The following is a 12,680-nucleotide window of genomic DNA, read 5'->3' as shown; positions in this document are numbered from 1 at the left end:
ACCCACCATTTTTTCAATCAGGCGCCAGCCTGACGCTGAGACATAATGAATGACGCCAGCGTCGCGACGGAAAAGAAGTGCTGCCGCATTTCTTCGCTTTCGGCTGAAAGCACTACGCCATAGCGGTTTTTCACTGCCAGACCGAGCTCAAGTGCATCGATCGAATCCAGACCCAGCCCTTCACCAAACAAAGGCGCTTCGGTTTCAATTTCATCGACACTGACCTCTTCAAGGTTCAGGGCATCGATAATCATCTGTTTGATTTCAAGGAAAAGATCTTCCATAACTCATACCTGTTTTCTGATTTATTTTGCTTATCAAAGCGTTAGAGACTGCTGCAAAAAACGATTCAGACGGCGTGCCGCCAGCGGCAGCTCATCTTCCCCGGTAATAAAAGTCTGACTACTGATGCGCTCACGCACCCGAATGGTGAAACAGGGTTTTTCCGGCGGGATGTGATACCAGCGGCTCTGTTTTCCCAATGTCTGCTGGCTACAGAAAATGTGTACAATCCGTAAATCGCAGCCGCAACGAACAGCGATATTGGCGGCACCACGTTGCAGTACGACGGGTTGCTGATAACGGGTACGGGTTCCCTCGGGAAAAATCATGATCACATCTCCCCGATTAATCCGCTGGTGACAATGGGGTAATAACGTTTCGGACTGGCTGTTAACCAGATAATCCGCCGCCCGGATAACACCGCGGAAAAACATGTTCTGACGTAATTCCGCTTTCACCAGGCAATCAACATCCGGCATCACAGAGGCCAGCAGGACGTAGTCAATCAACGTCGGGTGGTTGGCCACCACCAGACAGCCGCGATCACGGCGCAGTGTTTCAATATCGTCAATGTGATAATCCAGCACACCGAGCGCACGAGCACTACGCAGGAAGCAACGGAAACTAAAGGCAATACTGTGACGCGCCCATGTCCGGCGTTTGGCTTCATCACGCTGAATCAGCAGCAGTAAATTGAACCAGACTGTCGACAGCAACAAACCACCCAGGCTAAATAACCCAAAGCAACACCCGGTCATCACCAGCCGCCAGCACCAGTTCAGGCGCGACGAACGATTCATGGACAATGAAGATTCAGACATGATGCGCTACCGTCCATTGCCAACGGTGGCGTTCGCCATCCACCGAAAATGCGGGAATGTCTGACAACAAACCGTGCAGGAATTGCAAACTTTGTGGTAACTCAGACTCCGAAGCGACGTCAGATCTCGGCCGTGCCTCGCACATCAGATCAGCACCGGGTGCCAGCAACAACGCAACGGCATAGGGATAGCGCGGCATCCGACTGGAAACCTGAGTGTGGTAAAACTCGGGGATAACACCATCAAAATCTACCAGCAACACACGGGAATACCCTGCCGACTGCAAGGCCGCCACTTCCACCAACCCTTGCTGGAAAGAGTCCATCCCCGCAGAAACCGACGTTGATACCAGCGGCATCTGGGCCGCAATGGTCAGGCTACCCACGGCCGCATTATGAACCGACATGGCAAAATCCGTAGGGGACAGGCTTTCCTGCCGGGATAACGCCAGCAAAATACGCAGGTTACGTTCCAGTTCACCGTGACGACTGGTAAAGACAATCGCCTCAATGTCACTCTGACGCCGCAGCAATGCCAGCCCGTTGTTAACCGCCATCCGACTGCCGCTGTTAAGCCGACGCGCCGTCATCATCGGTAACTGGTCACATTTCGCCAGTGGCTGAGCGGCGTCAATCAGCGCAGGTTGCGCGGCCCATTGTCGCCATGCCGACAGATCGCCAAACCCTGGTGCGCTGGCTTGCCAGTCGAGGAGTGTAAAAGCCAATCTCATACCCGTGTATTCCGAATCATTGTGTTAAAACACGCGGACTATTCCCTGCACCCTGCGAATGACCACATAACGCCTTATTTTTTCTTACAAACCAGCAAGGTATGGCCAATACCCAATCCATCAACCTGCTGTTCGATATCAAGCCCCGCTTCCTGTAATAACGGCAAAAACCGGCTTGCCGCATAAAACCGACTATAACCATTAGCCAGACAGGTAAAATACAGCGACGCCATATTCAGACTGAATGCTCCCGCTTCCCACGGCTGGCGATCCCAAAATATTTCCAGGATGCAAATTCGAGCATCTGCCTTCATCGCTCGCACGATTCGCGTCAGAATCTGAACGATCTGCTCCTCACTAAAGCAATCCAGAAACTGGCTCATCCACCAGATATCCGCGTCTGTGGGCAACGGGTCATCAGAAAGCATATCAACGGCAAGGCCGGAAATTCTGTCCGCTTTCCCCGCCAGCTCAACAGAACGGGTGGATAAGGCAATTTGCTCAGGTAAATCCAGGATGGTAATGCGTACATCCTGATCGTAATCGTGGCAACACATTGCCCATTTTCCCGTATTTCCACCAACGTCATAAAGCTGTACGGGCTTGTGCTGAAATACATGGGGTAATACCGCAGTAAATGCGGCATCGGAATAAAAATGGTCGAAGGCAAACCAGCTTTCTTTCACTTTTTGAGGTAATTGGCTAAGTGCTGGATAAATTGTCGACCAGTGACCAAAAACCTGTAAGCCAACCGGTTTTTTCTGCCTCAAAGATTCATCAAGATGAAACATGGCCTGATAGCAGACGTCCTGCGTAAAGTCCATGTTGATGCGTGTCATTCTGTCGTGGATAAGATAATGACCGGTTTTGGCGATAAAATAGCGAGCGTCTTTCCTAACCAGCATCCGCCCACTCAGACCGGCATCTAACAGAATTTCTACCGCGTAACGGTCTAAATCCGTCACGGCAACAATATCATCAAGCTCTGCGCCGTTATTGCCGCACTCATCCAGAAATCCTAAAATACCGTGATCCCGAAGATTAACCGCAGCCTGAAACAAAATAGGTGCAAATGCGATGCGTTGCGCTTCTGTTATTGCCTCCAGCGCACTGGCATTATCCTGATCATATCCGTGAAACACGATGAATTCCCTGAGAAAAATAAATTCTAATGTAGAAAAAAATCAGAGCCGAATAATCAAAGGTATTCGGCTCTTATAATTATTTGATTTGCTGTGAAGCCAGTTTTAATTGAATTTCGTGGTCCAGATTATTTACCCAACGGTTATACGTTTTATGAATTTTCCCGTCGTCAGCTTTCAGGTTATAGCTGTTAACATAATTGATGGTATAGCTGGTCGGTGTGTAATTAATACGAATATCCGCCGAATGACCGCGGTCATCAATGCGACCGTTAATGACGCCAGGAGCAACCGGTGTCATCACCCATTTGCGCTGCAAACCAGCCTGCAGAATAGCAACTCTTACCTGATCAGACGTGTAATTCCCGGCAATTGGCGTCGTGGTATTCATCACCGGTGCAGTACGCGCACAGCCCGCTAATGCCAGAACACAAACCATACTTGCTAAAAAATGCTGCTTTTTCATAGAGTCCCTGTCAATAAAATCAACAATTACGCTGCCTTAAAAGCTCAAGGATCAGCTTCCGATACGACCTAAAAGGTGCGCATCATTGAAGCTATCTTACACAAAACAGGCACAAATTGACAAAATTTATCAGAAAACTAACTGATTAATGTCTCAAAAATAAGCTTCCAAAAATGAGAAAAGGTGGCCTGTTGCCAGACCACCTTTTGTTGGTTTCACATCCTGAAAATGACGGCTTCCGCCATCAAGCCAGAGGTGAAAAAGCTCAGATACGGGGAAAAACTGACGCTATCGTCACTCCACCGTCACCGATTTCGCCAGGTTGCGCGGCTGGTCTACGTCGGTGCCTTTAATTAAGGCAACATGGTAAGACAGCAATTGCAACGGCACGGTGTAGAAGATCGGCGCAATCACTTCTTCTACATGCGGCAACTGGATAATCTTCATCATGTCGCTATCGGAGGTGAACCCAGCCTGTTCGTCAGCAAACACGTAAAGTTCTCCACCACGTGCACGCACTTCTTCGATGTTGGATTTCAGTTTTTCCAACAGGTCGTTGTTGGGTGCGACCACGACGACCGGCATATCGGCATCGATCAACGCCAGCGGCCCGTGTTTCAGTTCACCTGCGGCATAAGCTTCCGCATGGATGTAGGAAATTTCCTTGAGTTTGAGCGCCCCTTCCATCGCAATCGGGTACTGGTCGCCGCGGCCCAGGAACAACGCATGATGCTTATCGGAGAAACCTTCCGCCAGCGATTCGATCAGCTTGTCTTGCGACAGCATCTGTTCGATGCGCGCCGGTAATGCCTGCAACGCATGCACGATATCCTGCTCTATACGGGCTTCCATACCACGCAGGCGACCGATGCGCGCCACCAGCATCAGCAACACCGTCAATTGTGTCGTGAATGCCTTGGTGGATGCCACGCCAATTTCGGTACCAGCACGGGTCATCAGCGCCAGATCCGATTCACGCACCAGCGACGAACCCGCTACGTTACAAATCGCCAACGACCCCAGATACCCCAGTTCTTTCGACAAACGCAATGCCGCCAGCGTATCGGCAGTTTCACCGGATTGGGACAGGGTAATCATCAGGCTATTGGGGCGGACCGCCGGTTTGCGATAGCGGAATTCTGAAGCAATTTCCACATCACACGGAATCCCCGCCAGCGACTCAAACCAGTAACGCGACACCATACCGGAGTTATAAGACGTACCGCAGGCAATAATCTGAATATGTTGAACCTGTGCCAGCAGCGCATCCGCTTGCGGGCCTAATTCAGATAGGTTGATCTCGCCGTGACTAAAACGCCCTTCCAGGGTGTTTTTGATAGCCATCGGCTGCTCGTAGATCTCTTTTTGCATGTAGTGACGGTACGCGCCTTTATCGCCAGCATCGTACTGTACCTTTGATTCAATTTCTTCGCGCTGAACGTCCTGCCCCTGGCGATTGACAATGCGCACGGTACGACGCGTGACTTCGGCGATGTCACCTTCTTCCAGGAAGATGAAGCGACGAGTTACCGGCAACAATGCCAACTGATCGGAAGCAATAAAGTTTTCACCGACACCTCGGCCAATCACCAGCGGGCTACCAGAGCGTGCAGCAACCAGCACGCTGGGGTCACGGCTATCCATCAGGACCATGCCATACGCACCGCGCAGTTGTGGGATCACGCGCTGTACGATATCCAGCAACGAACCACCGTTCTGCTGCTGTTCCCAGTGCACCAGATGTGCCACCACTTCCGTATCCGTTTCGGAAACAAAATGATAGCCACGGGATACCAGTAACTCGCGCAGCGGCTCATGGTTTTCAATGATACCGTTGTGCACCACAATAATGTCGCCAGACACATGCGGGTGAGCATTCTGCTCAGACGGTTCACCGTGGGTCGCCCAACGGGTGTGGGCAATGCCGGTTCCGCCCAACAGCGGATGCTCTTCCGCCGCCTGAGCCAGCACCTGCACTTTACCCAGACGGCGCAGGCGGGACACCGTTCCTTCACTATTCACCACCGCCAGACCGGCAGAGTCATAACCACGGTACTCGAGGCGGCGTAGCCCCTCCAGCAGGATCTCAGCAATATCTCGTTGCGCAACAGCGCCTACAATTCCACACATCGGTTGTATTCCTGTAAACGTGACATATTGTGTCACCACGATGTCTTTAGACCTGATTGTTCCGGTTTTTTCCGGGTTCCCCGAGCCTTGTAGAGAGTGGGGATTTTTATGTTTTGCCCTGAACTCCCCTAGGGAACACAGGGCAAAACCGTCTTATTTCAAGACGTATTTCCCCCTCGAATCGGCACGCCTTCATGTGCCTGCGCAAAAAACCGAATCCGAGGGAGTAAGACTCTTATTTTTTCTTCACCGGGCGTTTCCAGCCGCTGATATGGGTTTGCTTAACACGGCCAATAACCAGCTCATTTTCCCCCACCTCACGGGTGACGGTAGTTCCAGCCCCAATAGTCGCGCCGTTAGCCACCTTAACAGGCGCTATCAGTTGACTATCCGAGCCGACAAACACATCATCGCCAATCACCGTCTGGTGCTTGTTAGCGCCATCGTAGTTACAGGTAATCACACCCGCGCCAATATTCACGCCAGAGCCAATTTCCGCGTCGCCGAGATACGTCAGATGACCGGCTTTCGACCCTTTGCCAAGACGCGCTTTTTTCAATTCGACGAAATTACCGACATGCGCTTCTTCTTCCAGCACCGCACCGGGACGCAGACGGGCGAACGGTCCAACAGTACAACGCGCTTGCAACACCGCATTTTCCACCACGGTGTACGGGCTGAGTTCGCAATCATCACCGATTTCACTGTTTTTGATTACACAGCCCGCGCCAATTTTCACCCGATTACCCAGCGTCACCCGGCCTTCCAGAATGACATTGGTGTCGATAGTCACATCACGCCCGTGTACCAGTTCGCCACGTAAATCAAAACGAGCCGGATCCAGCAGCATGACCCCCGCCAGCAACAACTGCTCCGCCTGTTCGCGCTGGTAAGTGCGCTCCAGCGTTGCCAGTTGCAGACGGTTATTGATGCCTTCCACTTCACTCAGACGCGACGGCTGTACCGCCACCACCCGCTGCCCTTCCTGCGACGCCATGGCGATGATATCGGTAAGATAATATTCACCCTGTACATTGTGATTATTGAGCTGGCTTAACCAACGCTTCAAATCACGGCCGCCCGCCACCAAAATACCGGTGTTGATTTCCGTAATGGTACGTTGCTGCTCGGTGGCATCTTTATGTTCCACAATCCCCACCACTTCGCCGTTCTCGCGCACAATACGGCCATAACCGGTAGGGTCAGCCAGATTAACGGTCAGCAAGCCAATCCCGCCTTGCGGTTTGGCGGCGGCCAGGCGCTGCAACGTTGCAGGAGAAATTAGCGGCACATCGCCGTACAGAATCAGAATGTCTTCGTTATCGTCAAACCCATCAGCCGCTTGCTGCACCGCATGGCCCGTTCCCAACTGCTCGGCTTGCAATACCCAATTCAGCGACGTTTCCGTCAGCGTTTCTCGAATCAGGTCAGCACCGTGTCCGTAAACCAGATGAATACACCGGGCACCAACACCCTTCGCCGCATCGATCACATGCTGAACAATCGGTTTACCCGCCAGAGGGTGAAGCACTTTGGGAAGATCGGAATACATGCGGGTTCCCTTGCCGGCGGCAAGGATAACCACGCTCATTGCACTGTTTGACATAGGCATCCTGACTAAAAACTGAATGGTGTCCGATTGAGTACGGACGAACGAAAGTAAACCCGTTATTACGCCGGATTACTACATATTTTTCAGCGAAAAATACGTCCCCACGCCTACTCCAGGCTGAAAAAACGTATTAACGTGAGTTTACTCAACCCGGCAGGATTTAGGTAATGCGAAACGTACCCACCCTCAACGTCTCCTGCAATAACCAGAGTCTGTACATGGAATAACAACGAGCGACCGTTTCACCGAACCGGGACACACACGACAAAATGAAACCAATTGTTTCATTAAGTGAATTTCATCGTTCAGTTTGTGAAGCAACAAAAGAAACAGCGTTTCATTTTTTGAGATAATGTGTCGCTCAAAACAAATAATGATGGGGAAAATATGAAATACGCTACTTCGGGGCTACTCTCTGTCGCCCTTAATTCGCTTTTGCTTCTGGGTTCCCACACCGCCTTTGCCACCACTCAGGATGCCGCACCGGTGTGGCACAGCATCGCGTTTGGTCAGTCTACCGATGTAAACTTCGCCACCAACGTATTGCCGGGAAAAGTAGGCGTTAACGACGTTATCATCAACGGTAAAAAGCTGACCATTAATGATAAAGCCAGTCTGGCTTCTCCGATTACTATCGAAAGTCGGGGAGGGAAAATCGCCAACACCCATGACGGCCTGACCTTTTTCTATACGCAATTGCCTGCCAACGTGAATTTCACATTGCAATCTGACGTCACCGTCGACCAGTTCGGCCCGGAAAACGACGCCAAACCCAATGCCCAGGAAGGGGCCGGTCTGTTAGTTCGCGATATTCTTGGCGTCCCCCGGCAGGAACCATTGAAAGAAGGGTATGAAGAGTTTCCGGCGGCATCGAACATGGTGATGAACGCCATCATGACGCAGGACAAAAAATCGAAAACCGATGTAAAAATGCAGCTCATTAGCCGCGATGGCGTGACACAACCCTGGGGTAATACCAACGCAGAAATTACCCGTACCAGTTATCAGGAAAAAATTAACCTGGAGCAGACCCCGACATTTCGTTTGAAACTGGAACGCACCAACGATGGCTTCATCACCTCTTATGCGCCCAAGGGCAGCGACCAGTGGGTCAGTAAAACCATAAAAGGGGCGGATCTCGTTACCCAACAAGATAAAAACCACTACTACGTGGGATTCTTCGCCTCCCGTAATGCGAAAATAACCATCAGTAACGCCAGTCTGACCACCAGTCCAGCCAACACGATACCTTCCGCGCCATTCAAAGCTGAAACCACGGCCCCGTTGTTGCAAGTCACCTCCTCATCGCTTGCTATCGGTGATACCTATCCGGTACAGGCGCGGGTGAATTACAACGGAACGATTGAAGTATTCCAAAATGGCAAATCGCTGAGTAAACCGCAGCATGTTCGCGCCGGGGATTATTTCTCTCTGACAACCAGGCTGACGCAGCCAAAATCAGACTTCAAACTGGTCTACATTCCTGAAGAAGGTGAAGACAAAACCGCAAAAGACACGTCGTTCAGCGTAGAAAAAATCACGCTGGCCGACGCCAAAAATCTGTATGTCTCCCCGGAAGGTAAAGCTGGCAACAACGGCAGCAAAAACGCACCATTGGATATAAAAACAGCCATTAATGCATTACCTGCTGGTGGCACAGTATGGCTGATGGATGGCGATTACAGCGCGACCGTTATCCCGGTCAGTGCCAGCGGTAATGCCAGAGGCATTAAAACGCTGATGCCAGCAGACAAAAAAGTGGTTTTCCACGGCCTGCAACTCAACGCCAGCTACTGGAAAATCAAAGGGATCGAAATCACCGAGAAGAGTTTCCGCATTGAAGGCAGCCACAACCAGATTGAACGGGTACTGGCACACCACTGCGATAATACCGGTATTCAGGTTTCATCCAGCGATAACGTAGGTCGTCCGTTATGGGCCAGTTATAACCTGATCCTGAATTCAGAATCCCACAGTAATCAGGACCCGAGTAAAAAAGACGCTGATGGTTTCGCAATAAAAATGCGGGTTGGCGAGGGTAACGTCATTCGCGGTGCCTTCTCCCATGACAACGTTGATGATGGCTTCGATCTGTTCAACAAAATTGAGGATGGCCCGAATGGCGCGGTATTGATCGAGAACTCCGTCTCGCTCAACAACACCAGCAATGGCTTCAAGCTGGGTGGTGAAGGCCAGCCTGTCGCGCATCAGGTGAAAAATAGCATAGCTATCGGTAACCACATGGACGGTTTTAGCGACAACTTTAACCCCGGCGCACTGCAGGTCACCAACAATATCGCGCTGGATAACGTGCGCTTTAACTTTATCTTCCGGCCAAGTCCTTACTATGGCCCGGAAAAACAAGGTATTTTCAAAAACAATATCTCACTGCGCACCCACCCTGGCAAATATGATGACGCCGTTGTCGGCAGGGTAGATGCCAGCAACTATTTCATCAAGAATAACCATTCGCTCAACAGCGAAGGAAAAGAGATCACGACGGCGAATTACAAATCCGTCGCGATACCGGCGGTATTCAGCCGTGATGAAAAAGGCAATTTGCAGTTGGGTGATTTCCTGAAAAAGAAATAACCACCTAACTGGTGAAAGCAGAGAGGCGGAACCGTCCAACATCCCTCTCTCTGTTCCCCGACATAAAAAAAGCCAGCTGGAATCAGCTGGCTTTTTTACATCTGCATGATAGTTACATCAGCATCTGTTACATCGCTTTTTTGGTCAGCTCAATGACGCGCAGTTTGGCGATGGCTTTTGCCAAATCAGCAGAGGCCTGAGCATAATCCACATCACCGTGTGAATTGCGAATATGCTCTTCCGCTCTACGCTTCGCTTCCAGCGCACGCGCTTCATCAAGATCCTGCCCACGAATGGCGGTATCGGACAGCACGGTCACCATGTTCGGTTGTACCTCAAGGATACCGCCGGACAGGTAGATATACTCTTCTTCGCCGTGCTGTTTAACAATGCGCACCATACCAGGCTTAATGGCCGTGAGCAGGGGGGCGTGGCCAGGATAGATTCCCAGTTCGCCTTCGCTACCGGTCACCTGGATTTTCTGCACCAGACCGGAAAACATTGCCTGTTCCGCACTAACGACATCCAGATGGTAAGTCATAGCAGCCATATCACCCTCCTATCAAGGCGTTACAGTTTCTTGGCTTTTTCCACTACTTCATCAATGGAACCAACCATGTAGAACGCCTGTTCCGGCAGGTGGTCGTATTCGCCTTCCATAATGCCTTTGAAGCCACGGATGGTGTCTTTCAGAGACACGTATTTACCCGGAGAACCGGTAAATACTTCAGCTACGAAGAACGGCTGAGACAGGAAGCGCTGGATCTTACGTGCACGGGATACCACCAGCTTGTCTTCTTCAGACAGCTCGTCCATACCCAGAATCGCGATGATATCCTTCAGTTCCTGATAACGCTGCAGAATAGACTGCACGCCACGCGCCACATCGTAGTGCTCCTGACCCACGATCAGCGGATCCAGCTGACGGCTGGTGGAATCCAGCGGGTCAACGGCCGGGTAGATACCCAGAGAGGCGATCTGGCGGCTCAGTGTTACTGTCGAGTCCAGGTGCGCAAAGGTGGTTGCCGGTGACGGGTCAGTCAAGTCATCCGCAGGCACGTAAACAGCCTGAATAGAGGTGATTGAACCGGTCTTGGTGGAGGTAATACGCTCCTGCAACACACCCATTTCTTCTGCCAGCGTCGGCTGGTAGCCCACCGCGGACGGCATACGACCCAGCAGTGCGGATACTTCCGTCCCCGCCAGGGTATAACGGTAGATGTTATCCACGAACAGCAGAACGTCACGACCTTCGTCACGGAATTTTTCCGCCATGGTCAGACCGGTCAGCGCCACACGCAGACGGCTACCCGGCGGCTCGTTCATCTGTCCATACACCAGCGATACTTTGTCGATAACGTTGGAGTCGGTCATTTCGTGGTAGAAGTCGTTACCTTCACGGGTACGTTCGCCCACGCCCGCAAACACAGAGTAACCGGAGTGCTCAATCGCGATATTACGAATCAGCTCCATCATGTTTACGGTTTTACCTACACCCGCACCACCGAACAGACCGACTTTACCGCCTTTAGCGAACGGACAAATCAGGTCGATAACCTTGATACCGGTTTCCAGCAGTTCCTGGGAGTTGGACAGTTCTTCGTACGTCGGAGCTGCACGGTGAATTGCCCAGCGCTCTTCTTCGCCAATCGGTCCTTTCATGTCGACCGGCTGACCCAGTACGTTCATGATACGACCCAGCGTCGCTTTACCAACCGGTACTTCGATCGGGTGCGCCAGGTTGGTGACTTTCAAACCACGGCGCAGGCCGTCGGAAGAACCCATTGCAATACAACGAACCAGGCCGCCACCTAACTGCTGCTGCACTTCCAGCACCAGTTTCTCAGCCCCGTTCTCTACCTCAATCGCGTCGTACACATTCGGTACGGCGTCCTGAGGGAACTCGACGTCCACCACGGCGCCGATTACCTGGATAATCTTTCCAGTAGCCATCTTGAATCCTCTACGTAATTCGACAATACGTAATTCGTAAAACCTGATTTAAACCGCGGAGGCTCCCGATACGATTTCGGTGAGTTCCTGAGTGATGCTTGCCTGACGAGCCTTGTTGTAAACCAACTGCAGCTCTTTGATCAGGTTGCCGCCGTTATCTGTTGCGGCTTTCATCGCTACCATTCGCGCGGCCTGTTCACTGGCCAGGTTTTCTACGACGCCCTGATAAACCTGAGACTCCACATAGCGGCGCAACAGGGTATCCAGTAGCGACTTAGGATCGGGTTCATACAGGTAATCCCAGGATTTCTTCGTCAGCTCGCCTTCTTCTGCCGGGGGCAATGGCAACAGCTGAACAACTTGTGGAACCTGAGACATGGTATTGATGAACTTGTTGCTCACCACGTACAGTTTGTCCAGACGACCTTCGTCGTAGGCCTGCAGCATGACTTTCACCGGCCCGATCAGTTCGGACAGCGAAGGGTTATCCCCCATGCCGGTAACCTGAGCAACAATGTTTGCGCCTACAGAACCGAAGAAAGAAACACCTTTGGAACCAATCATCGCCAGATCAACCTCGGCGCCTTTTTCGTTCCAGGCTTTCATATCACCCAGCAGCTTCTTGAACAGGTTAATGTTCAGGCCGCCGCACAGGCCACGGTCGGTAGACACCACCAGATACCCGACACGCTTAACGTCACGCTCTTCCAGGTACGGGTGTTTATATTCCAGATTCCCTAACGCAAGGTGACCAATCACTTTGCGTATGGTTTCCGCATAAGGACGGCTGGCCGCCATACGATCCTGCGATTTACGCATTTTGGAAGCGGCGACCATTTCCATCGCTTTGGTGATCTTCTGCGTGTTCTGGACGCTTCCGATCTTACTACGTATCTCTTTTGCGCCGGCCATCTTAGCTTCTCCTCAATGCCTAGCGGCCTGCCGTTAAGGC

Annotated in this window: 11 protein-coding genes; 1 reads left to right on the top strand and 10 read right to left on the bottom strand. The window is 51.5% G+C overall.

All coding sequences use genetic code 11. From position 1 onward, the window contains the following. Positions 1-17: 17 nt before the first annotated feature. The 7 genes from FGI04_RS18945 to glmU all read right to left on the bottom strand — a co-directional run bounded on the left by FGI04_RS18945 (position 18) and on the right by glmU (position 7,177). Positions 18-284, bottom strand: coding sequence for an ApeE family acyl carrier protein (locus FGI04_RS18945; RefSeq protein ID WP_012886761.1), 267 nt, complete (start codon positions 282-284; stop codon positions 18-20). Between the two features lie 33 nt (positions 285-317). Beyond that, complete coding sequence (locus tag FGI04_RS18940) at positions 318-1,103, bottom strand: lysophospholipid acyltransferase family protein (protein WP_342699168.1); 786 nt, start codon at positions 1,101-1,103, stop codon at positions 318-320. Next, the gene (locus FGI04_RS18935; RefSeq protein ID WP_342699169.1) at positions 1,096-1,833 is read right to left on the bottom strand and encodes a beta-ketoacyl synthase chain length factor; all 738 of its coding nucleotides are present in this window, start codon (positions 1,831-1,833) and stop codon (positions 1,096-1,098) included. The genes FGI04_RS18940 and FGI04_RS18935 overlap by 8 nt, the downstream gene beginning before the upstream one ends. Positions 1,834-1,907: 74 nt before the next feature. Then, entirely contained in the window at positions 1,908-2,975 is a 1,068-nt protein-coding gene (locus FGI04_RS18930; protein WP_407274300.1) for a methyltransferase, read from the bottom strand. A gap of 79 nt (positions 2,976-3,054) precedes the next feature. After that, entirely contained in the window at positions 3,055-3,441 is a 387-nt protein-coding gene (locus FGI04_RS18925) for an ApeA family protein (protein ID WP_342699171.1), read from the bottom strand. Positions 3,442-3,735: 294 nt separating this feature from the next. Beyond that, the gene (glmS, locus tag FGI04_RS18920; RefSeq protein WP_038906107.1) at positions 3,736-5,571 is read right to left on the bottom strand and encodes a glutamine--fructose-6-phosphate transaminase (isomerizing); all 1,836 of its coding nucleotides are present in this window, start codon (positions 5,569-5,571) and stop codon (positions 3,736-3,738) included. A gap of 235 nt (positions 5,572-5,806) precedes the next feature. Further along, complete coding sequence (gene glmU / locus FGI04_RS18915) at positions 5,807-7,177, bottom strand: bifunctional UDP-N-acetylglucosamine diphosphorylase/glucosamine-1-phosphate N-acetyltransferase GlmU (protein ID WP_407274301.1); 1,371 nt, start codon at positions 7,175-7,177, stop codon at positions 5,807-5,809. A 393-nt stretch (positions 7,178-7,570) separates the two neighbouring features. On the opposite strand from glmU, the gene pelX reads away from it, so the two are divergent. Further along, positions 7,571-9,775, top strand: coding sequence for a pectate disaccharide-lyase PelX (pelX, locus tag FGI04_RS18910; protein ID WP_407274302.1), 2,205 nt, complete (start codon positions 7,571-7,573; stop codon positions 9,773-9,775). 127 nt (positions 9,776-9,902) lie between these two features. Here pelX and FGI04_RS18905 read toward each other — a convergent pair whose 3' ends face one another. From FGI04_RS18905 to atpG, 3 genes are read right to left on the bottom strand one after another with little or no spacing between them, the layout of a single operon-like run. Further along, positions 9,903-10,316, bottom strand: a complete 414-nt coding sequence (locus FGI04_RS18905; protein WP_026357867.1) for a F0F1 ATP synthase subunit epsilon — start codon at positions 10,314-10,316, stop codon at positions 9,903-9,905. 29 nt (positions 10,317-10,345) lie between these two features. Beyond that, positions 10,346-11,728, bottom strand: coding sequence for a F0F1 ATP synthase subunit beta (atpD, locus tag FGI04_RS18900; protein WP_168366797.1), 1,383 nt, complete (start codon positions 11,726-11,728; stop codon positions 10,346-10,348). A gap of 48 nt (positions 11,729-11,776) precedes the next feature. Next, positions 11,777-12,640, bottom strand: a complete 864-nt coding sequence (gene atpG / locus FGI04_RS18895) for a F0F1 ATP synthase subunit gamma (protein ID WP_016941652.1) — start codon at positions 12,638-12,640, stop codon at positions 11,777-11,779. Positions 12,641-12,680: the final 40 nt, after the last annotated feature.

This window comes from Dickeya ananatis, from assembly GCF_019464615.1.
Lineage (GTDB): Bacteria > Pseudomonadota > Gammaproteobacteria > Enterobacterales > Enterobacteriaceae > Dickeya > Dickeya oryzae.
Note: the sequence above shows the minus strand (reverse complement) of the source record. Positions and strands in the feature narration are given on the sequence as shown.